This is a genomic window from Rhizobium sp. LC145 (genome assembly GCF_001005825.1).
Lineage (GTDB): Bacteria > Pseudomonadota > Alphaproteobacteria > Rhizobiales > Rhizobiaceae > Neorhizobium.
In genome coordinates this window covers 438,057-458,876 of the sequence record NZ_LBHV01000001.1, presented here as the reverse complement: position 1 = coordinate 458,876, position 20,820 = coordinate 438,057, and the positions used below count along the sequence as shown (strand labels likewise).

The 20,820-nt window shown below is 62.7% G+C and carries 24 protein-coding genes; 15 read left to right on the top strand and 9 right to left on the bottom strand.

Features of this window, described 5'->3' with window-relative positions; all coding sequences use genetic code 11:
• Positions 1 to 8 precede the first annotated feature (8 nt).
• Positions 9 to 167: an entericidin A/B family lipoprotein gene (locus YH62_RS02365; protein ID WP_046792532.1), complete on the top strand. Its 159-nt coding sequence runs from the start codon at positions 9 to 11 to the stop codon at positions 165 to 167.
• A gap of 77 nt (positions 168 to 244) precedes the next feature.
• On the opposite strand, the gene YH62_RS02360 is transcribed toward YH62_RS02365, so the two are convergent.
• Complete coding sequence (locus tag YH62_RS02360) at positions 245 to 943, bottom strand: B12-binding domain-containing protein (protein ID WP_046792531.1); 699 nt, start codon at positions 941 to 943, stop codon at positions 245 to 247.
• Positions 944 to 1,186: 243 nt separating this feature from the next.
• On the opposite strand from YH62_RS02360, the gene YH62_RS02355 reads away from it, so the two are divergent.
• Positions 1,187 to 2,758 (top strand): trimethylamine methyltransferase family protein, encoded by a 1,572-nt coding sequence (locus YH62_RS02355; RefSeq protein WP_046792530.1) that lies wholly within the window; start codon positions 1,187 to 1,189, stop codon positions 2,756 to 2,758.
• Between the two features lie 110 nt (positions 2,759 to 2,868).
• Positions 2,869 to 3,546 (top strand): 4Fe-4S dicluster domain-containing protein, encoded by a 678-nt coding sequence (locus YH62_RS02350; RefSeq protein ID WP_046793004.1) that lies wholly within the window; start codon positions 2,869 to 2,871, stop codon positions 3,544 to 3,546.
• A 19-nt stretch (positions 3,547 to 3,565) separates the two neighbouring features.
• On the opposite strand, the gene bmt is transcribed toward YH62_RS02350, so the two are convergent.
• From bmt to YH62_RS29995, 7 genes are all read right to left on the bottom strand, one after another.
• Complete coding sequence (bmt, locus tag YH62_RS02345; protein WP_046792529.1) at positions 3,566 to 4,579, bottom strand: betaine--homocysteine S-methyltransferase; 1,014 nt, start codon at positions 4,577 to 4,579, stop codon at positions 3,566 to 3,568.
• A gap of 44 nt (positions 4,580 to 4,623) precedes the next feature.
• The gene (locus YH62_RS02340; RefSeq protein ID WP_046792528.1) at positions 4,624 to 5,721 is read right to left on the bottom strand and encodes a glycine betaine/L-proline ABC transporter ATP-binding protein; all 1,098 of its coding nucleotides are present in this window, start codon (positions 5,719 to 5,721) and stop codon (positions 4,624 to 4,626) included.
• Positions 5,722 to 5,913: 192 nt separating this feature from the next.
• The gene (locus tag YH62_RS02335; protein WP_046792527.1) at positions 5,914 to 6,909 is read right to left on the bottom strand and encodes a glycine betaine ABC transporter substrate-binding protein; all 996 of its coding nucleotides are present in this window, start codon (positions 6,907 to 6,909) and stop codon (positions 5,914 to 5,916) included.
• Between the two features lie 169 nt (positions 6,910 to 7,078).
• Positions 7,079 to 7,708, bottom strand: a complete 630-nt coding sequence (locus tag YH62_RS02330; RefSeq protein ID WP_046792526.1) for a glutathione S-transferase family protein — start codon at positions 7,706 to 7,708, stop codon at positions 7,079 to 7,081.
• Between the two features lie 72 nt (positions 7,709 to 7,780).
• Positions 7,781 to 8,227 (bottom strand): GNAT family N-acetyltransferase, encoded by a 447-nt coding sequence (locus tag YH62_RS02325; protein WP_046792525.1) that lies wholly within the window; start codon positions 8,225 to 8,227, stop codon positions 7,781 to 7,783.
• 67 nt (positions 8,228 to 8,294) lie between these two features.
• Positions 8,295 to 9,509 carry an NADP-dependent isocitrate dehydrogenase gene (locus tag YH62_RS02320; protein ID WP_046792524.1) on the bottom strand — a complete coding sequence of 405 codons (1,215 nt, stop codon included), beginning with the start codon at positions 9,507 to 9,509 and terminating at the stop codon, positions 8,295 to 8,297.
• 133 nt (positions 9,510 to 9,642) lie between these two features.
• Positions 9,643 to 9,975, bottom strand: coding sequence for a hypothetical protein (locus YH62_RS29995; protein WP_156176924.1), 333 nt, complete (start codon positions 9,973 to 9,975; stop codon positions 9,643 to 9,645).
• 50 nt (positions 9,976 to 10,025) lie between these two features.
• On the opposite strand from YH62_RS29995, the gene YH62_RS02315 reads away from it, so the two are divergent.
• The 12 genes from YH62_RS02315 to YH62_RS02260 all read left to right on the top strand — a co-directional run bounded on the left by YH62_RS02315 (position 10,026) and on the right by YH62_RS02260 (position 19,624).
• On the top strand, positions 10,026 to 10,556 hold the full coding sequence (locus tag YH62_RS02315) for a hypothetical protein (RefSeq protein WP_046792523.1): 531 nt from the start codon (positions 10,026 to 10,028) through the stop codon (positions 10,554 to 10,556).
• 85 nt (positions 10,557 to 10,641) lie between these two features.
• On the top strand, positions 10,642 to 12,627 hold the full coding sequence (locus YH62_RS02310; protein ID WP_046792522.1) for an FUSC family protein: 1,986 nt from the start codon (positions 10,642 to 10,644) through the stop codon (positions 12,625 to 12,627).
• A gap of 78 nt (positions 12,628 to 12,705) precedes the next feature.
• Entirely contained in the window at positions 12,706 to 13,530 is an 825-nt protein-coding gene (locus tag YH62_RS02305; protein ID WP_046792521.1) for an RNA methyltransferase, read from the top strand.
• Positions 13,517 to 14,314, top strand: coding sequence for a glutamate racemase (murI, locus tag YH62_RS02300; RefSeq protein WP_046792520.1), 798 nt, complete (start codon positions 13,517 to 13,519; stop codon positions 14,312 to 14,314). Before YH62_RS02305 ends, murI begins: the two co-directional genes overlap by 14 nt.
• Before the next feature lie 383 nt (positions 14,315 to 14,697).
• The gene (locus YH62_RS02295) at positions 14,698 to 14,964 is read left to right on the top strand and encodes a DUF1127 domain-containing protein (RefSeq protein WP_046792519.1); all 267 of its coding nucleotides are present in this window, start codon (positions 14,698 to 14,700) and stop codon (positions 14,962 to 14,964) included.
• Positions 14,965 to 15,012: 48 nt separating this feature from the next.
• On the top strand, positions 15,013 to 15,462 hold the full coding sequence (locus tag YH62_RS02290; RefSeq protein ID WP_046792518.1) for a GNAT family N-acetyltransferase: 450 nt from the start codon (positions 15,013 to 15,015) through the stop codon (positions 15,460 to 15,462).
• A 72-nt stretch (positions 15,463 to 15,534) separates the two neighbouring features.
• Positions 15,535 to 15,822, top strand: a complete 288-nt coding sequence (locus tag YH62_RS02285; protein ID WP_046792517.1) for a HigA family addiction module antitoxin — start codon at positions 15,535 to 15,537, stop codon at positions 15,820 to 15,822.
• Positions 15,823 to 15,890: 68 nt separating this feature from the next.
• A complete protein-coding gene (locus YH62_RS02280) occupies positions 15,891 to 16,526 on the top strand; it encodes a LysE family translocator (protein ID WP_046792516.1) in 636 nt (211 codons plus the stop codon).
• Positions 16,527 to 16,550: 24 nt separating this feature from the next.
• Complete coding sequence (locus YH62_RS02275) at positions 16,551 to 16,922, top strand: aldehyde-activating protein (RefSeq protein ID WP_046792515.1); 372 nt, start codon at positions 16,551 to 16,553, stop codon at positions 16,920 to 16,922.
• A gap of 12 nt (positions 16,923 to 16,934) precedes the next feature.
• Positions 16,935 to 17,567: a LysE family translocator gene (locus tag YH62_RS02270; RefSeq protein ID WP_046792514.1), complete on the top strand. Its 633-nt coding sequence runs from the start codon at positions 16,935 to 16,937 to the stop codon at positions 17,565 to 17,567.
• 11 nt (positions 17,568 to 17,578) lie between these two features.
• Entirely contained in the window at positions 17,579 to 17,986 is a 408-nt protein-coding gene (locus YH62_RS02265) for a VOC family protein (RefSeq protein WP_046792513.1), read from the top strand.
• 120 nt (positions 17,987 to 18,106) lie between these two features.
• Positions 18,107 to 19,624 carry an ATP-binding protein gene (locus YH62_RS02260; RefSeq protein ID WP_046792512.1) on the top strand — a complete coding sequence of 506 codons (1,518 nt, stop codon included), beginning with the start codon at positions 18,107 to 18,109 and terminating at the stop codon, positions 19,622 to 19,624.
• 39 nt (positions 19,625 to 19,663) lie between these two features.
• On the opposite strand, the gene YH62_RS02255 is transcribed toward YH62_RS02260, so the two are convergent.
• The gene (locus tag YH62_RS02255; RefSeq protein WP_046792511.1) at positions 19,664 to 20,641 is read right to left on the bottom strand and encodes a TerC family protein; all 978 of its coding nucleotides are present in this window, start codon (positions 20,639 to 20,641) and stop codon (positions 19,664 to 19,666) included.
• Positions 20,642 to 20,820: the final 179 nt, after the last annotated feature.

Sequence of the window (20,820 nt, the reverse complement as noted above, 5' to 3'; positions counted from 1 at the left end):
ATTCTACCATGACGGTCAAGACAGTCACCGTGATCGCCGCTCTTTTCGCCAGCATGCTTTCGCTTAGCTCTTGCGGCAACACGATTCGCGGCATGGGGCAGGACACGGCCAATGCCGTCGATGCTACCCAGGATGCCGGCCGCCGCGTCGATCGCGCTGCGCAGTAAAAAGGCTCTTCCGAGGAACAGAGACCGGTCAATTTTGGTGTGACCGGTCTTTCCCTTGCGTACTCAGCCCTTGAGTATCAGCCGGCGGCGAGGCTGTTGTGCTTGCGGCGAATGAAGTCCTTCGCCGTTTCCACGGCGACGGCGGCATCACGGCAATAGGCATCGGCGCCCACGGCCTTGCCGAATTCCTCGTTGAGCGGCGCGCCACCCACCAGCACGACATAATCGTCGCGGATGCCCTTTTCCTTCATCGTGTCGATGACGACCTTCATATAGGGCATGGTGGTGGTGAGAAGCGCCGACATGCCGAGGATATCCGGCTTTTCGCGCTCGATGGCCTCCAGATAGTTCTCCACCGGATTGTTGATGCCGAGATCGATCACGTCGAAGCCGGCGCCTTCCATCATCATGCCGACGAGGTTCTTGCCGATGTCGTGAATGTCGCCCTTGACTGTGCCGATCACCATCTTGCCGAGCTTCGGCGCGCCGGTTTCGACAAGCAGGGGACGCAGGATCGTCATGCCGGCTTTCATCGCATTGGCCGAAAGCAGCACTTCCGGCACGAAAAGGATGCCGTCGCGGAAGTCGATGCCGACAATCCGCATGCCCTCGACGAGCGCCTGGGTGAGGATGTCGTAGGGCGTCCAGCCGCGGTCGAGCAGGATTCGCGTCGCTTCCTCGATCTCTTCCTTCATCCCGTCATAAAGGTCGTCGTGCATCTGCTGCACGAGTTCCTCGTCGGAAAGTTCCGCCAGAATGATTTCGTCGTCGGACATGGGTGTTCCCCTGGGTTCGAGAAGCCGCGCAAATCAGCCCTTCCACAATATGTGTAACCTTAAATTGTTTCGCAATTTCTTTCGTATGCGACAGCGGCGCGTCCGAAACGCGACGGGCGGCATCGGTGAAATGTCTGTCCTGTGCAAGCCTTTGACGCAGAAAGGCAGGGCTCGGCTTGCACTTGCGCCTAGCATGGCGCATCAGAATGGGCATGCGCCGGTGGCGCGAAGGCGAGGAACATCATGGACGATTTGACCCGAGAGACGGATTCGGCAGGCGGCGGGAGACGCGGTCGCGGCGAACGGGGCGCGGCGGGCCGCCGCGCGGCGCGGGCGGGAAGCGGTCCCGGTCCCTCGCTGCCCTATATCACCCGCAAGATCGGCGTCTACGAGGTGCTGGACGAGGAGGGCCTGGCGCTTATCGAGCGCAACGCCGATACGGTGCTGGAGGAAATCGGCATCGAATTCCGTGACGATGCCGAAGCCCTCGACCTCTGGGCGAAGGCTGGCGCGGACGTGAAGGGCCAGCGCGTGCATTTCCCGAAGGGGCTTTGCCGCGAACTGCTCAAGACCGCGCCGAAGGAATTCACCTGGCATGCGCGCAATCCGGCCCGCAGCGTTCATATCGGCGGCAATGCCACCGTGTTCGCGCCCGTCTACGGCCCGCCCTTCGTGCGCGACCTGGAGGGCAAGCGCCGCTATGCCACCATCGAGGATTTCCGCAATTTCGTGAAACTCGCCTATATGGCGCCGTCCATGCATTCCTCCGGCGGCACGGTCTGCGAGCCGGTGGATGTTCCGGTCAACAAGCGTCATCTCGATATGGTCTACAGCCATATCAAATATTCCGACAAACCCTTCATGGGATCGGTGACCGCGCCGGAGCGGGCCGAAGATACGATCGCCATGGCGAAGATCGTGTTCGGGGACGAGTTCGTCGAGAACAATTGCGTCACGCTGAACCTCATCAATGCCAATTCGCCGATGGTCTTCGACGAGACCATGCTCGGCGCGCTGAAGGTCTATGCGCGGCATAACCAGGCTTCTGTGGTCTCGCCCTTCATCCTGTCGGGAGCTATGAGCCCGGTCACGGTCGCCGGCACGCTGACGCAGATCCTCGCCGAAGTGCTTGCGGGCGCTTCCTTCACCCAGCTCATCCGCAAGGGCTCGCCGGTGTTGTTCGGCACCTTCGCCGCTTCGATCTCCATGCAATCGGGCGCTCCGACTTTCGGCACGCCGGAGCCTTCGCTGGTTTCTTACGGCGCGGCGCAGCTTGCCCGTCGCCTCGGCCTGCCGTTCCGAACCGGCGGTTCGCTCTGCGGCTCGAAGGTTCCGGATGCCCAGGCCGCGCACGAATCGGCTAACACGCTGAACACCACGCTGCTTGCCGGCACCAATTTCGTGCTGCATGCCGCGGGCTGGCTGGAAGGCGGGCTCGTCTCTTCCTATGAGAAGTTCATGATCGATCAGGACCAGCTCGGCATGATGCAGAAGATGGCGGCGGGCGTCGATCTTTCCGAAGAGGGCCAAGCGATGGACGCGATCCGCGAAGTGGGGCCGGGCAGCCATTACCTCGGCTGCAGCCATACGCAGGCGCATTTCCAGACGGCCTTCTATCGCTCGGCGCTGATGGACAACAATTCCTTCGAACAATGGGAGATCGAGGGCGAAAAGCGCATCGAGGAGCGCGCCAATGCCCTTTGCCGCTCCTGGCTCGATGCCTATGAAGCGCCGCCGCTCGATCCGGCGATCGACGAGGCGCTCAACGCCTATATCAAGGCGCGCAAGGATTCGATGCCCGACGCGTTCACCTGAAGAGGTCCCGAGGCCGCCAGGGAGCAAGGCGGCGCCAGGCAGGTGGCGGACTTCATCCAGGAAGAGGTCTGGCGCCCGCATTACAAATATGAGGGGCCGCATTGAAAGATATCGCGAGCGGCCCTTCTGCCATTCTGGCGGAGATCGCCGAGGCGCTGCGGCCCTGCGGCATCTATCTGCGCGGGGTGGCGGCATTCGCGCCGGGCGAGGGGCCTTTGCTTGTCGGCGGCAGTCCCGCCCGCTCCATGGTCCTTCTCGGCAATATCGGCGGCTCGCTCTGGCCGGCCTTTTCCCGCTGGCGCCGAAATTACGGCGGACCCGATCCGCTCGATACCTTTTCGAAGGAGGCAATCCGCCCGCTTGCCGAAAGGCTGGGCGCCACCGCCTTCTTCCCTTCCGATCCGCCATGGCAGCCGTTCCAGCAATGGGCGATGAAAGCGGATGGCCTGCGCCCGTCGCCGCTCGGCATCCTGATTCATCCGCGCTATGGCCTCTGGCACGGCTACCGCGGCGCGCTCGGCTTTCCCTTCGAGATCGGAGCCGAGCATGAGCATGTCGGCCACGCCTGCGATGCCTGTCGCGACAAGCCCTGTCTCGCGCACTGTCCGGTGAATGCTGTCACGCCCGATCGTTTCGATATCGCCGCCTGTCGCGGATACCTGAAAAGCGAGGCGGGCAGGGCAAGCTGCATGGTCACCGGCTGCGCCGCCCGCAACGCCTGTCCGGTCGGCGCGGATTTCCGCTATCCGCCCGAACAGCTACGGTTTCATATGGATGCGCTGCTCTAGCTGCCGGTTCCGGCTCTGCTCAAGCGCGGCGGCGGCGTCTTTCCCGTGAGGGATCGCCGCCCGATTGGCTGGCCATCTTGTTGCGCAGCGGGCCGATTCTCTCGACCACCTCCTCGATCGTCGGGCGCGGGCCGGGCGTGTGTCCGTCAAGCGCGGCGCGCATGGCGGCGAGGTGTTCGAAGGAGGTGCCGCAGCAGCCGCCGATGATCTTGGCGCCGGCATTGCGGGCCAGCCTGGCATATTCGGCCATCAGCGGCGGGGTGCCCGAATAGTGGATCTCGGCGCCTTTATATTCGGGGATGCCGCAATTGCCCTTGACGATGGTGATCGCCTCCGGATCGGCGGCCGTCATGTCGAGAAGGCTCGACAGGATGTCGGAAGCCCCGACGCCGCAATTGGCGCCGACCGCGACCGGCCCCTTGCCGATATCGCCGGCAACGCGGTGGATATCCTTGGGGTCGAGACCCATCATCGTCTTGCCGGCCGTGTCGAACGAGCCCGTATAGGTATAGGGCAGGCCGACCTTGGTCGCCGCCTCCGCCGCTGCGCGGATTTCGTCGGCCGAGGACATGGTCTCGATCCAGGCGACGTCTGCGCCGCCCGCCTTCAGTCCCTCGATCTGCTCGGCGAAGGCCGCAACCGCGTCCTCGTAGGAGAGGGCGCCGAGCGGGATCAGCAACTCGCCGGTTGGACCGACGGAGCCGGCGACGATCACCTTGCGTGGCGCGCGGTCGGCAACGGCGCGGGCGATCTCGGCAGCGCGTTTGTTGAGCGCGAAGACGCGGTCTTCCGCCTTGTGCAGCTTCAGCCGGTGACGCGTGCCGCCGAAGGAATTGGTGAGGATGATGTCGGCTCCGGCATCCACGAAGCCCTGGTGGAGCCTGTCGATCTTTTCCGGCTGCGTCTCGTTCCACAGTTCCGGCGCATCGCCGGCTTCGAGCCCCATGGCGAAGAGATTGGTGCCGGTCGCGCCATCTGCCAGCAGCACGCCTTTTTCGGCCAGAAGTTCGGTCAAGGGATTGGCAGCGGTCATGGCCTGCTCCTGTGGGCTGTTCTGCCGGTTATATAAAGATATCTTTATATGTTCGCAATGAGGGATGGCTCAGATCGCCCGGCGGCGGTTTCGGCCGTGGGCTTGCCGGGTTCCGCATGACCGACCGGAGTCACCATGGCCGCGATCACCGTATGGAGATCGAGCATGCCGAGCGGGCCGCCGGCGTCGTCGACGACAATCGCCTTGGAGTGATTGGCCTCGGTCATCTGTTTCGCGGCGGTTTCCAAGGTCGTGCCGGCACCGAGCTTTATGCCTTCCGCCGGGCCGTCTAGCGGGCGCATCACCGTTTTCGCCTGGATCACGCGGCCGCGGTTCACCTCCTTGACGAAGGCGGTGATATAGTCGTCGGCGGGCGAAAGCACGATATCCTGGCCGCTGCCCTGCTGGATCACCTGGCCGTCGCGCAGGATGGCTATTGTGTCGCCCAGCCTCAGCGCCTCGTCGAGATCGTGGGTGATGAACACGACGGTTTTCTTGAGTTCCGCCTGGAGATCCAGAAGCACGGTCTGCATATCGACGCGGATCAGCGGGTCGAGCGCCGAATAGGCTTCGTCCATCAAAAGGATGTCGGCATCGTTCGTCAGAGCGCGCGCCAGGCCGACTCGCTGCTGCATGCCGCCCGAAAGCTGGTTCGGATAGTGATTGTCGAAGCCCGAGAGCCCCACGCGCTCGATCCAGTATTGCCCTTTCCGCAGGCTTTCGGTGCGCGGGACGCCCTGGATGTCCAGGCCGTAGACGGCATTCTCGATGACGGTCCGGTGCGGCAGCAGGGCGAATTTCTGGAAGACCATCGCGGTTTTCCGGCGGCGGAACTCGCGCAGGTCCTTCTCGTTCATATGACAGATGTCTACACCGTCATAGATGACTTCGCCGGCAGTCGGCTCGATCAACCGGTTGATGTGGCGGATCAGCGTCGATTTGCCCGAGCCGGAAAGCCCCATCACCACGGTGATGCCGCCCGCCGGCATCGAGATGTTGATGTCCTTGAGGCCGAGCACATGGCCGTGCACTTCGTTGAGTTCGCGCTTGCTCATGCCGCGCTCGACGAGATCGACGTACTCGCGGGCGCGCGGTCCGAAAATCTTGTACAGTCCCTTGATCTCGATGCCGTGGCTAGCCATCGACGGCCTCCCGCGACTTTGCCGGGCCGCGTGGGCCGGGCCGTCCTGGCTCTGTGCTCCGTACCATCCTGTTCCCTTATGATTTGCAGCTTGCGCCGTTCGGCGTAAGAGCGGCCGGGTATTCCCGTGCCATCATGTTCCCATACTACATCATGCGTCCGTCCATTGTGCGATTTGCGACGCCTCAGGCGATCAGAGCGCTGCCTTTATCTTGTCAGCGACGGCGGGAAGCACCCATTCGGACCAGATCTTTTCCTCCGTTTCGAGGAAATGCCGGGCGGTCTCGGCATTGCTCGCCTTGTTCGCCTGTTGCCAGGCGAGAAGCGCGCTCACCGTCTCGTTCGACCACTTGCGGGTCCGGACATATTCCATTGCGACATCGGCAAGCTCGCCGAAATCCCTCGAAAGCAGGGTGAACGCCCGCGAGGTCGGATAGGAATTGACCCGCGGATTGGGACAATTCTCCACCGCCGTGCAGGCATCCCACTCGGCCTGGTCATATGCGACGCCGAAGGAAAGCTTCACCATTTCGTATTTGCCGAGGATCGCCGTCGGCGCCCAGTAATAGCCGAGCCACCCGGTCTTCTTCTCGAAGGCGGAGACGATCGACTGGTCGAGCTCTTCCGGCGAAGCGCTCTCCTGCAGGTCGAAACCCTTGCCGGAACCATCGAGCGAGCGGAAGAGGTTGGCCGTCGTGGCGTGGCAGGCCCAGTCGGAAGGACAGTTGTGGACCGCGCCACGCTGCGGATTGCCGGCCGAGGGGAAGAGTTGCGGCGCGGCCAGCGCATCCTGGACGGTGCGGATCTTCGGGTTGGCGTCGAAGATGAATTTCGGGATCCACCATCCTTCGATCGCGCCGTCTGCCAGGATTTCGGCGCCGAGTGCCAGCCGGTTATCGGCGGTCGCGGCATCCAGCCGCCCGCGCACTGCATTCACCCAGAATTCCGGTGCCATGTCGGGGGAGCCATCCGCAAGCATGGTCTCGAACGTGGGTACGGTGTCGCCAGGAACGAGCGTCACCTTGCAGCCGTAGCCGGCCTCGAGGATGATCTTGTCGACATTGGCGGCGATCGCCGCCGAGCCCCAGTTCATCTCGGCAACGGAGATGTCGCCGCATTCCGCCGAGGCGGAACCTGCGGAAAGACCGAATCCCGCGGCGATCACCGCGCCGCCGAGCAGGCTTTTCATGGTCAGGACTCCCGGTTCGCACATCGTCATTGTGACGCGCTTATCGCGCGGACCGCAACTGAATACGTCCCAATTCTGGTAATTTTTTATCGATGAACGCGGGTCCGCGGCGCCTCCCGCTCATGAGGGCGCCGCAGCGGGTCCCGGGGCTCGGCGATGTGTTTCCCGCTCAGCCCGCGTTCTGTATCTCCGCCATAGCCGCATCATCCTTTTCGTTGGCGCGGATCGCGGCCTCGCGGTTGGCCACGCGCGCGAAATACTGCTGGAAGGCAGGGCGTTTCTCGATCGTGCCGAACTGCATGCCCCAGCCGATCTGCGCTCCGACATAGACGTCGGCCGCGGTAAACTTGTCGCCGGCGATATAGGGGTTCGCCTGCACCGCCTTTTCCAGCGTGTCCATCACGTGGGCGAAGCTGCCATAACCGATCATCCGCTCGCGATCGGGGGCCACTTCGAAGCCGAGCGCCCTGTTGCTGACGGCGGCTTCGACCGGTCCGGCCCCGAAGAAGAGCCAGCGATAGTAGTCGGCGCGCTCGGTGGGTGGCGGGGCGAGACCCGCTTCAGGGAAAGCGTCGGCCAGATAGGCGCAGATCGCGGCGCATTCGGTCACCACCTTCCCGCCATGCGAGACTGCCGGAACCTTGCCCATGGGATTGATGGCCTTGTAGGCGTCGTCCTTCATAGTCGTTCCGAATTGGAGGATTTCGGTGCGATAGGGCACGCCCACCTCCTCCAGCATCCAGCGGGCGATGCGGCCCCGCGACATCGGGTTGGTGTAAAGCACGAGTTCTTCGGTCATGGCAGCCTCCTGTATGTTCTCTTTATGTTCTATCGTCTCCGTTTGCCGGAATCAAGTCGGGCAGGGGGTGGATCAAAGCGGTTTCCGGTACTGTATGAAGCCGGAATTCTGGGCGACGCGGTCGTAGAGTCTCCGCGCGGTGGCATTGCTTTCATGCGTCAGCCAATAGAGCCGGCCGGCGCCCTTTTCGCGCGCGAGCCCGGCGACTGCCTCGATCAGCGCCTCGCCGGTGCCTTTTCCGCGGCCGGTGTTTTCCACGTAAAGGTCCTGCAGATAGCAGGTCGATTCCGGCAGCCAGCAGGAACGGTGGAAGATCGCGTGCACGATGCCGATCATCTTGCCGTCGTCGTCGAAGGCGCCGAAGGCGTGCATGGGCTCGGCCGGATCGTTGAGGCGTTCCCAGGTGAGGTCGTATTGCTCTTGCGGCAGCTCGGTTTCGTAGAAACGCAGATAGGCCTGCCAGAGCGGCTCCCATTCTGCGCGGTCGGATGGTTCGAGCGGACGGACGGTGTTGGTCATTGCAGGCTCCCGAAATGAAAACGGCGGGAATTTCTTCCCGCCGTTGAACTTATCGGAAAAGCGCGGCTTAGGCAGCCATCGCCTTCTTGAGGTTTTCGTCGATCTTGTCGAGGAAGGCGGTGGTGGAGAGCCACGGCTGGTCGGGGCCGATCAGCAGCGCCAGGTCCTTGGTCATATGGCCGGATTCGACGGTGTCGATGCAGACCTTTTCGAGCGTCGAAGCGAACTTGGCGAGTTCGGCATTGTCGTCGAGCTTGGCGCGGTGCGCCAGGCCACGGGTCCAGGCGAAGATCGAGGCGATCGAGTTCGTCGAGGTCTCCTGGCCCTTCTGGTGCTGGCGGTAATGGCGGGTAACGGTGCCGTGGGCGGCTTCCGCTTCCACGGTTTTGCCATCCGGCGTCATCAGGACCGAGGTCATCAGGCCGAGCGAGCCGAAGCCCTGCGCCACGATGTCGGACTGCACGTCGCCGTCGTAGTTCTTGCAGGCCCAGACATAGCCGCCGGACCACTTGAGCGCGGCAGCGACCATGTCGTCGATCAGGCGGTGCTCGTACCAGATCTTCTTCTCTTCGTACTGGGCCTTGAATTCGGCGTCGTAGATTTCCTGGAAGATGTCCTTGAAGCGGCCGTCATAAGCCTTGAGGATCGTGTTCTTGGTCGACAGGTAGCAGGGAACGCCGCGCTGAAGGGCGTAGTTGAACGAAGCGCGGGCGAAGTCGCGAATGGAATCGTCGAGATTGTACATCGCCATCGCAACGCCGGACGACGGCGCGTCGAAAACGTCGTGCTCGATCGTCTGGCCATCTTCGCCGACGAACTTGATCGTCAGCTTGCCCTTGCCGGGGAACTTGAAATCGGTGGCGCGGTACTGGTCGCCGAAGGCGTGGCGGCCGACAATGATCGGCTTCGTCCAGCCCGGCACCAGGCGCGGAACGTTCTTCATGATGATTGGCTCGCGGAAGATCACGCCGCCGAGAATGTTGCGGATCGTGCCGTTCGGGCTCTTCCACATCTTCTTGAGCTTGAATTCCTCGACGCGGGCCTCATCCGGGGTGATGGTCGCGCACTTGATGCCGACGCCGTGCTTCTTGATGGCGTTCGCTGCATCGACGGTCACCTGGTCGTCCGTGGCGTCGCGGTTCTCGACGGAGAGATCGTAATATTCGATGTCGAGATCGAGATAGGGCAGGATCAGCTTGTCCTTGATGAGCTGCCAGATGATGCGGGTCATCTCGTCGCCGTCGAGATCGACGACCGGGTTTGCTACCTTGATCTTTTGCATGGAATTCCTCTTGAACGTGCGGAGGGATCGCGAAATCCCGTAGGTGGACACCAATGGGCTTGCGCTATAGCATCGCCGGGGCGGAACGCAAAGCCAATGCGCGGGGGCTACGGACAGTTTTGCGGGTCAAGCCTCAAGATTGCATTTTGCCATGCGAACATGACAGGTCTGTATTGCGCTTGCCAAACGCGGCGGCCGGGTTAATCTCGCCCGAGAGCAAAGGACGCTCAAATGGAATCGCACTGCGGCAAGGATTTTTTGTCAGGATCGAGGCTTTCGGCGAGGTCGTACACAGACGTACGGCGAGACCGAAAGCCGAAGATAATGGCGAAAAATCATGCCGCCCGCAGGGTTTGCCGAAACCGGCCGCCCGCTTTGTCGAGCGGCTTGGCCGTATGCTTCTGCTACGACGCGCGCCGCTCTCCTCGCGGATCGAACCGGTTTGGGCAAACAGTGCCGATCCCATTTGGGCGTCCTTTGCTCTAACACCCTCACGCAAACTTTTGGATTCATGCCATGCGGACCATCCCGCTCGCCGCGCTTCTGGCGCTGACAGCCAATTTCGCTCTCGCCGCAGAGGCCACCGATCCGGTGAAGGAGGTGATGAAGATCACCGAGGAGAACTGGGACACGGTCGACAGCGAGTGGAAGCTCATCTTCGATGCGGACCCGCTCTCCCGCCTGTTCAGCAAGGGGTTCCAGGAAGCCTATGCCGAAGCGTCCAAGAAGCCGGCCTATGATACCGAGAACGGCGCGCCGGGCGATCCCTTCGGCTACGACGTCATAACCGCGTCGCAGGATGGCTGTCCGCTTTCCGACGTGCAGATCGGGACGCCCGCTCCCCAGGGCTCCATCACCGATGTGAAGGTGACCTTCAAGGCCTGGACATGCATCGAGGAGCCGGAGATCAGGGACAGCGTCAACGAGGTGCATTTCGATATCGTCACCGAAGACGGCCGGCCCGTGATCGCCGATATCCATCATGTGGCGGAAGGCGAGCGTGATTCCGTGATGGATGAGATGCGTCTGCTCGCAAAGGGCGAATGAGACGGCGGGGTTTTGAAGTTTTCGCGCGGGTTATTATGATGCTCTCCCAGGACGGCTGGCACCCGCCGCCGGCAAAGGATGGCGCATGAAGTTCGCCGCTGTCTTCCGCGACTGGCTGCTTGCCAACGACCCGGCGCTTTCGCGCTTCAGAATGGGCGCGCGCGTGACCCTTACGGTCGTGGGCTCGATCCTGTGCCTGGCCGCCATCCATCTTGCCGGCCTTTCCCTGCCGCCGATCGCCTTCGGTCTCGCCATCATCCTGTCGATCGAGGGCGGAGTGGCCGTGCGGGACCGGCAGGCCTCCGCCCAGCTCGCGACGCGATTTTACGGAACCGTCGTGAGCCTTGCCTGCGTGACCGTCGCGACGCTCCTGGAGCCGCATCGCTACGTTTCCGATATCGTCTTCCTGTTCGTCATTCTGGCGGCGACCGTGGCGCGCGTCTATGGACCGCGCGGCTTCGCGATCGGCATGTTCGCCTTCACCTCCTATTTCATGGGGGCGTTTTTGAAGCCGGCGCTCGCCGACCTGCCGATCGCCGCCATAGGTCCGGTGCTTGCGCTCGTGGTCGGCCATACCGTGCGCACCTACCTCCTGCCGGACGACTGGCGCCGAGATCTCCTCCGGTCGCTGATGGCCATTCAGGTGCGGGTGGACGATATCCTGATGCGGCTTGCGGTTCTGTCCGGCGCCGGATCTGCGAGCGAGGCGGATCGTCATGAATTGCGGCAGCTCGAGGAGCGGCTGAAGGACGTGGTTCTGATGGCCGAGGGTTTTCTGCCGCGGCCTTCGGACGAAGCGATCTCTTCGGCCGAAGAACCGGTCGCCGCGCTCGCCATGAAGATATTCGACACGCATCTCGCCGCCGAAAGCGCCATCGTGCTGTCGCTGGAGGCCCCGCCGCCTTTCGCGCTCGTGCATGCGCTTATCGAAGGCGAGCGCGATATGGCCGAGAAAATCGCTGCAAGTCCGGCGGTGAACGGCGACGAGCGCATCGCCGAAAGCGCCCGTGCACTTCTCTGGCTGCGGGATGCGCGCTCCGCACTTGCGGCGGTGATCGCCGAGGCGCGGAGCGATCAGTTCCGCTCGATCGGCAGCGACGAGGGGGAGCAGGCGTCCGCGAGCCCCGATTTCTCGCTGAAGAACCCGGTGATGCGTGCCGCGGTGCAGATCACCGTCGCCTCCGCCGTCGCCATGGTCTTCGGCTTGATGCTCTCCCGCGACCGCTGGTTCTGGGCCGTGCTGACCGCCTTCCTGATCTTCACCAATACCAAGTCGCGCGGAGATGCGGCGATGCGCGCCGTGCAGCGCTCCGTCGGCACGCTGCTCGGCATTGGAAGCGGCCTTCTGCTCGCCACCCTGCTTGCCGGTCATCCGGCGATCAGCGTGCCGCTCGCGGCGGTCTGCATCTTTCTCGGCTTCTACTATCTGCAGGTCTCCTACGCGGTGATGACCTTCTTCATCTCCATCGTGCTTTGCCTGATCTATGGTCTCATCGGCCAGCTCACGCTCGATCTCCTGCTGCTGCGCATCGAGGAAACGCTAATCGGTGCGCTCGCCGGAACGGCGGCCGCCTTTCTGGTTCTTCCCGCCCCGACGCGCTCCACGCTCGATCTGGCGCTGGAGCGCTGGTTCGGCGGGCTTCGCGAACTTCTCGCGGCGGTTCGGGATGGCAAGGGACGCTATGAGTTGATCGAGCTTTCTCACCGCCTCGATGTCGCCTATCGCGAGGTGACGGCGGCAGCCCGCCCGCTTGGAAGCTCCTGGTCGGTGGTGACGCGGCCGGGCAGGGTGCGCCAGACGCTGGCGGTCTTCCTGGGGGCGACCTACTGGGCCCGTATCTTCGCCCGCAACGCGGTCGCGGCCGCGAAGAAGCCGGAAGGCGAGGTGCTGGCCGCGCTTGAAGCGACGCTTGGGGATATCGACGCCATTGCGGCGCGCGGCTCGGAATGCTTTCTGGTGAAGCGCAAGGCCGGACGCGCCGCCGGCCGGCACCTGCCGATCTTCAAGCACGGATCGCGGGTGGGTGTGGAAATGATCGGCACAATGCTCGGCCGCCTCTATCCGGATTGATGCAGGCCCGACCCAAGTCTTGCCGATTTCGCCGCGCGCCGGTATTGCGGGCGCAGAATTCTATGAACGGAAACGGCAATGTCAGGCACGAACAGCGAGCGCGAACTCATAGCGGAAGGACCGGCGATCATCCTGGTGGAACCGCAGCTCGGCGAGAACATCGGCATGGTGGCCCGCGCCATGGCGAATTTCGGATTGGCGGAACTGCGCCTGGTCAACCCGCGCGACGGCTGGCCGAACGAGAAGGCGCGCTCCGCGGCATCCAAGGCGGACCATGTGATCGACGGCACGCAGGTGTTCGAGACGCTGGAGGACGCGATCCGCGATCTTAACTTCGTCTACGCCACTACCGCGCGGGAGCGCTACGGGTTCAAGCCGGTGCGCTCCCCGGTGGTCGCTGCCGAGACCTTGCGGGCGAAATTCGGGGCGGGGGAGAAGACCGGCGTGCTCTTCGGGCGCGAGCGCTGGGGCCTCACCAACGAGGAAGTGGCGCTGGCCGATGAGATCGTCACCTTCCCGGTGAACCCGGCATTCGCCTCTCTCAATATCGCCCAGGCGGTGCTCTTGATGTCCTATGAATGGATGAAGTCCGGCATGGACGATCTCGGCCGCACGCCTTTCCAGGCGGTCGAGCAGCGCCCCTCCACCAAGGAACAGGTGTTCGGCCTCTTCGAACACCTCGAAGAAGCCTTGGATGCACGCGGTTATTTCCACCCTGCTGAAAAAAAGCCGAAAATGGTGGACAACCTGCGCGCCGTGCTGTCGCGGCGGGGCTTTTCCGAGCAGGAGATCAGCGTCTTTAGGGGCGTGATCAATTCGCTCGATCGTTTCCCGCGGCAGTGGCCGAAGCAAGGTTCGAACGCAGGCGAGCGGGGGGAGACGAAGGGGAATGACGAAGAGTGAGACGAAGCCCGTCCTGATGTTCGATTCCGGCATCGGCGGGCTGACCGTGCTGCGTGAAGCCCGCGTGCTGATGCCGGAGCGTGGCTTCATCTATATCGCGGACGATGCCGGCTTCCCCTATGGCGGCTGGGAGGAGCCTGCGCTCAAGGAACGCATCCTCTCGCTCTTCGAAAAGCTGCTCGAGGACCACGATCCCGAAATCTGCGTGATCGCCTGCAACACGGCATTCACCCTGGCGGGCGCGGATCTGCGCTCCGCTTTCCCGCACATGACCTTCGTCGGCACGGTTCCCGCCATCAAGCCCGCTGCCGAGCGCACCCGCTCCGGTCTCGTATCCGTCCTCGCCACTCCCGGCACGGTGAAGCGCGCCTATACCCGCGACCTCATCCAGTCCTTCGCGACGCAATGCCATGTACGGCTGGTCGGGTCGCAGAACCTCGCCCGCATGGCCGAAGCCTATATCCGCGGCGAAGCGATCGCGGATGAGGAGGTGATGGCCGAGATCGCCCCGTGTTTCGTGGAGATGGACGGAAAGCGGACGGATATCGTCGTGCTCGCCTGTACGCACTATCCCTTCGTCGCCAATGTCTTCCGAAGGCTCGCTCCGTGGCCGGTCGATTGGCTGGACCCGGCCGAGGCGATCGCCCGCCAGGCGCGCCGCAAGGTGCCGCTGGTCGATGGCGCGGAACATCCCGACGATTTCGACTTCGCCGTCTTCACCTCCGGCAAGCCGGATTTTTCGACGCGTCGGCTGATGCAGGGCTTCGGTCTGCGGATCGCGTGACGGCGAACGGGGTGTTGCTTTATTGCAACGAATTACCCGCGATGTTTGCAATTCGCAATTGTGGTCTTTGCCGGCCGGCGGATCTGGTGTAAACGAGTCCTTGCCCGCAATTCAAAGAAGGAGGGGTGTGAAATGTCTAATATCGCGCTTGCATGCCTCTTCGGCGGAGCCGCTGTCATGATGATGATTCATCGCAGCTTTATGCCATATCAAATTGGCATCCGAGGCTTCTAAGCCAAGGTTTCTCCGCCGTTTTGGCACTTTCCATCTGATCTGACGTGACCGGCTGACGCAGCGATTGTTCGCACCTCTGTGTCCGCATCCGCACGTCTTTCGAACTTCGAGAGGACCTGGCTGTCTGCACGGCGCCGGGACGGAAACTCATGCGTGAATCACAAGTAGTGGTTGCCGACACCCTTGCGGCAACGGTCGATGAACTTTACCGGAAATTCGGCGCCTGGAGAACCGTGTGGGCGCTGATCCTGGCTGTCCGGCGGCGTCGTCAGGCGGAAAACCAGGTAGCTCACCTGTCGAACTGGATGCGCCGCGATATCGGTCTTCCGGAGAGCGAGGATGCACCAGGCGAAGGTTACGGATCGCTTCCCTTTGGAGTGGTTCTGGTCTCCTGGGCGCGCCGGGAATTAAGTTGAGCTTTTAGGCCCCGGCGGTAACCCGCCGGGGCTGCTGCCGGAGGTATCATGAGCATAGTCGTTCGCAGGCTTCGCCAATCTGAAATGCCGGCTGCGGCCCGAGTTCACCGCGCTTCCTTTGACGAGCGATTGCCTTGGCTCGCCGGCCTGCATACGCCGGAGGAGGACCGCCGCTATTGGAGCGATCATCTTTTCCCGAGCTGCGAAATATGGGGTGCCGAGAAGGGAAGCGGCCTCCTCGGTGTTATTGCTTTTCGGAAGGACTGGGTCGACCAGCTCTATCTTCTGCCGGGAGCGCAGGGCGAGGGAATTGGTTCGAAGCTTCTGGAGGTAGCGAGGAATGCCCATCCGCAGCTCTTTCTCTGGACCTTTCAGCGCAATCTCGCTGCCCGCCGCTTCTATGAACGCCACGGCTTTCAGTCCATCCGGGAAACCGACGGTGCCGACAACGAGGAGCGGGAGCCTGACGTGCTCTATCGATGGATGAGATCGGAATGAAACGCCCCTTGCCAAGCCGGCAATTCGATGGCTTGCTTAATGTCGCGACCAGCCCGGGAAGGAGCGTTGGCTATGATGAAATCTCCTCCTCATCCCGGTGAGTTGCTCCGCGAAGATGTGCTGGTTCCTTTGGGCCTGTCCGTAACGGATGCCGCTGACCGCCTCAATATCTCGCGTGTTGCTCTATCTCGCGTGCTGAACGGCCATGCGGCCGTCAGCCCTGATCTCGCCCTGCGCTTGGAAAGGGCAGGGGCCAGCACGGCACGTGCATGGTTGTCCATGCAGACGAACTATGATCTGGCGCAGGCGAGAGAGCGCGAGCAGCCGCCCGTTCGTCCCCTGAACGATGAAGCGGCTTAATTTTCTAAGCCCTTGCCAAGCCGGCAATTCGGTGGCTTGCTCGCTCCGTTTGCTGGAGGAGTTTCCGCATGTCGCTTGAACACTGGCTCGCCTTCGTCGCCGCTTCCGCGGTTCTGCTCGCCATTCCCGGCCCGACGATCCTGCTCGTCATTTCCTATGCGCTGAGTCATGGCCGAAAGGTGGCCTCTGCGACCGTTGCCGGCGTGGCGCTCGGCGATTTCACGGCGATGACGGCCTCCATGCTCGGCCTCGGCGCGCTGCTGGCGACATCGGCAACGCTCTTCACCGTGCTGAAATGGGTGGGTGCGGCCTATCTCGTCTATCTCGGTCTCAAGCTCTGGCGTGCCCCGGTCTCGGAGCGTCAGGAAGTGATCGAGGAAGATGCGCCGTCTGCACGGCCCGTCCGCATCTTCCTGCACACCTATGCGGTCACCGCGCTCAACCCCAAGAGCATCGTCTTCTTCGTCGCCTTCCTGCCGCAGTTCCTTGATCTTTCGAAGCCGCTCTTCTTCCAGATGGCGGTGTTCGAAGTGACCTTCCTGGTGCTGGCGACCCTGAACGCTGCGCTTTACGGCCTGCTCGCCGCCATGGCGCGCAACACGATCCGCAAGCCGAAGGTCCAGAGGATCGTCAACCGCACCGGCGGTTCGCTGATGATCGGCGCGGGCCTTCTGTCGCTCGGCTTCAAGAGGGCCGCCGCGTAAAGCTCTGTTCGGGAGGAGGAACCGATGCTGACAGGCCGATGCCATTGCGGCGACACCGTTTTCGAGATCGCCGGCGAACTGCCGCAGGCGCTCACCCGCTGCACCTGCACCTTCTGCTCCAGGCGCGGCACGCTCTATGCCTATTACGAGCCGAAGCAGGTGAGGGTGACGGCCGATCCGGCAAGCGATCGCGTCTATCGCTGGAATTCGAAACTGGTGGCGCATCATTTCTGCGGCACATGCGGTTGCGGCACCTATAGCGACAGCCCGGATTTCCAGATGGATGGCACCTGGGACGGCAAGACGCGCCGGATCGGTGTGAATGCCCGGCTGCTTGACGATTTCGATGCCGAGGAATGGCCGCACACGGTCATCGACGGCCGGCATCTCTGGTAGGGAGGGTAAGCGATGACCGAACTGACGCTGCTGGCATTCGTCATCGTATCCTTCATCGGCATCGCCACGCCGGGTCCGACCGTGCTTCTGGCACTCACCAACGGCTCTCGTTACGGCGTTCGTCGCGCGCTTCCGGGCATGGCCGGCGCCATGGCTTCCGATTTCGTGCTGATCGGTGCCGTTGCGGTCGGCCTCGGTGCCCTGCTGGCGGCATCCGAATTCTGGTTTTCGGTCGTCAAATGGGTCGGTGCCGGCTATCTCGCCTTTCTCGGCCTGATGCTGCTCCGCTCCAAGGGCTCGCTCGATATTGAGGGCGAGGGAATGCCGAAGCTTTCGGCTTCGCCGAGGTCGATCTTCCTCAAGAGCTTCCTGGTCGCCGTCACCAATCCCAAGGGCTATCTCTTCTTCTCCGCCTTCCTGCCGCAGTTCATCATGGCCGGCGAGCCGCAATTGCCGCAATATGCGATGCTCGCCGTCGTTTTCGCGATCATCGATTTCACGGTCATGTTCGCCTATGCGATGCTCGGATCGAAAGCCGTGCATCTCTTGAAGAACAAGGGCGCGCTGTGGCTCGACCGGTTCTGCGGCGGTGCGCTCCTGATGCTCGCGGGATCGCTGGCTTTCTATCGAAGGGCCGCCACGTAAGGGAGGATGTCATGTCGAAAGCAGTCAAATCCGTGCGGCCGTTCCTGATGTTCCAAGGCAATGCCTGCGAGGAGGCGATCACCTTCTATACGTCAGTGCTGCCGGAAAGCCGGATCGTCGATATCAAGCGCTACGGGCCGGGCGAGATGGGCGCGGAAGGCAGCGTGTATCGCGCCACCTTCGAGCTTGCCGGCCAGCAGGTGGATTGCATCGATAGCCCGGTCAAGCATGCCTTCGAGTTCACGCCCTCCTTTTCCTTCTTCGTAGAATGCGCAACGGAAGCGGAGCTGGAGCGGCTGGCCCTGCGCCTGGGAGAGGGCGGGGCGTTTCTGATGCCGATCGGCAATTACGGCTTCAGCCGGAAATTCTGCTGGCTCAACGATCGCTTCGGCGTTTCCTGGCAGCTCAATTTCGAGTAGCCGCAAAGCCTGTGCATTTTCGCTCTTGCCCGGCGAAACGAATCCCGATCTCTGCTAGAGGGACGGAGTCGCGGCGCGCGTTGGCGTCACCGCTAAGAGACAGCTTACGAGGGAAGTGCTTTGCAGGTCGGCATCGATATGGGAACTGTGACCGGGGGTGCTCCGGCCAAGCTCGATATCGAGGAGCTTCTGGCCACGCGTCTGCTCGTGCAGGGAAATTCCGGTTCCGGCAAGTCGCACCTGCTTCGCCGTCTTCTGGAGCAATCGGCTCCATGGGTGCAGCAGGTGGTGATCGATCCGGAAGGCGATTTCGTCACGCTGTCCGATAAGTACGGTCATGTCGTTGTCGATGGCGAGCGCACCGAGGCGGAACTTGCAGGCATCGCCAACCGCATCCGCAAGAATCGCGTCTCCTGCGTCCTCACCCTCGAAGGTCTCGACCTCGAAGAGCAGATGCGCGCCGCCGCAGCCTTCCTGAACGGTATGTTCGATGCCGATCGTGACTACTGGTATCCGGTTCTGGTAGTGGTGGACGAGGCGCAGATGTTCGCGCCCTCCGTTGGCGGCGATGTTTCCGAAGACGCCAGAAAGATGTCGCTCGGCGCGATGACCAACCTGATGTGCCGTGGCCGCAAGCGCGGACTGGCGGGCGTGATCGCCACGCAGCGGCTGGCGAAGCTTGCCAAGAACGTTGCGGCGGAAGCCTCGAACTTCCTGATGGGGCGCACCTTTCTGGATATCGACATGGCGCGCGCCGCCGATCTTCTCGGCATGGACCGCCGCCAGGCGGAAATGTTCCGCGACCTGAAGCGCGGCAATTTTGTCGCGCTCGGCCCGGCGCTCTCGCGCCGCCCGCTGCCGATCGTCATCGGCGCGGTGGAAACCTCGGCGCGCTCGTCGAGCCCCAAGCTGATGCCGCTGCCGGATGCGCCGCAGGATGTCGAGGATCTGATCTTCACGCCTGATCCGGAGGAGTTTACCCGGCCGATCGTCCGCCGCGCCCCTCCGCAGCCGCGCCCGACCACGGATATCCTGGCGGAGCTCTCGCGCTCCACTCCGGCCGCAGCGTCCTCGACCGCGCAGGAGGCACGCGCTCCGCAGCCGGAGCTTTCGCCGGAAGAGCGGGAGGAGCGCCTGTCGGTCGTGCTCTCGGAAATCCTCGACGATCCGCAATCGGCCTACCGCACGGATTCCGTTCTCTATCAGGATTTCCTCGTGCGCGCCCGCATGCGCCGTCTGCCCGGTCCGCCGCTGTCGCTCTCCGAGTTCCGCCGCCGCGTGGCGGTCGCCCGTTCGGGCGTGGATGCGGAAACGGCGGCCAGCGAGGCTTGGGCGACCGCGCTTTCGCTTTCCTCCGGCGTTTCGGACGATCTCCAGGGCGTGTTCCTGATGATGGCGAAGGCCGCGATCGGCGGCGAGGAATGCCCGTCAGATGCCCGCATCGCCCGCGCCTATGGCACCCACTCCGCGCGTCGCGCGCGTCGTCTTCTCGGTTATTTCGAGGAGCAGGGGCTGATCGTGGTGCACGCGGATTTTTCCGGCAAGCGCATCGTCGCTTTCCCGGATCTGCAAGCCGAGACCGCGCCCGGCAATGCCGATGCGCCGGACGAGGGCGAGGCGAGGGCGGCAGCGGAATAGCTCTCCCGCCTGGTAGCGGACGGGAGAGCCGATTTCATGTCAGGTCGCTTCGTTCTCCTTGCGCGTCGCCCAGAGCGAGCCGAGAATGCCGGCCGCCAGGATGGAGATCGTAACGCCGAGGGAGATAGACGGCGGGATTTTTGCGATACCCAGCATGTCGGCCACGAAGATTTTCGAGCCGACGAAGATCAGCACCGCCGCCAGCGAATATTTCAGATAGGCGAAGCGGTGCATCAGGGCTGCGAGAGCGAAATAGAGCGCGCGCAGGCCGAGTATCGCGAAGATGTTCGAGGTATAGACCAGGAACGGGTCCGTCGTGATCGCGAAGATCGCGGGGATCGAATCGACCGCGAAGACGAGGTCCGCCAGCTCCACCATGATGAGCGCCAGGAAGAGCGGCGTCACGAAGGTCTTGAGTCGGCCGGTCCCATCCTTTTCACGCACGAAGAAACTCTCTCCACGCAAGCCCTGCGTTACCGGCAATCGCCTGCGCAGGAATTTCAGCACCGCGTTGTTGCCGATATCCTCCTCACTATGGTCGGAAGAGATCAGCATCTTGATGCCGGTGAAGAGCAGGAAGGCCGCGAACAGGTAGAGTACCCAGTGGAAGTTTTCCACGATCGCAGCACCGCCCGCGATCATGATGCCGCGAAGCACGATCACGCCGAGGATGCCGTAGAGCAGCACGCGGTGCTGGTACTGCCTGGGAATGGCGAAATAGGAGAAGATCATGGCGATGATGAAGATGTTGTCCATCGCCAGGCTTTTCTCAACGACGAAGCCGGTGAGATATTCGATCGCGGGCTGCTGGCCGGACTGGAACCAGATCCAGCCGCCGAAGGCGAGGCCCATCGCGATATAGAAAGCAGACATCCACATGCTTTCCTTGACGCCGATTTCCTTCGATTCCTTATGAAGGACGCCAAGATCGAGAATGAGAAGTCCGAGGACGAGCGAGAGGAAGAGCGCCCACATCCATGCGGGCGTGCCGAGAAAATCCAAAAATAGGAAGTCCATCAGTCAACCTTATCCGGACGAGGTTGGCTCTAAAGGGGAATCCGACATCACGCATGTCCGGAATACGCCAGAGGGGCCCGGATCCCACCTCGGCTAGATCGTTGTTCCAGGCATCCGCTTCAAGAGCCCGGTTGACATTTTTATGCGGCCGGCCTAAAGACCCCGCCAACGCCGGGTGG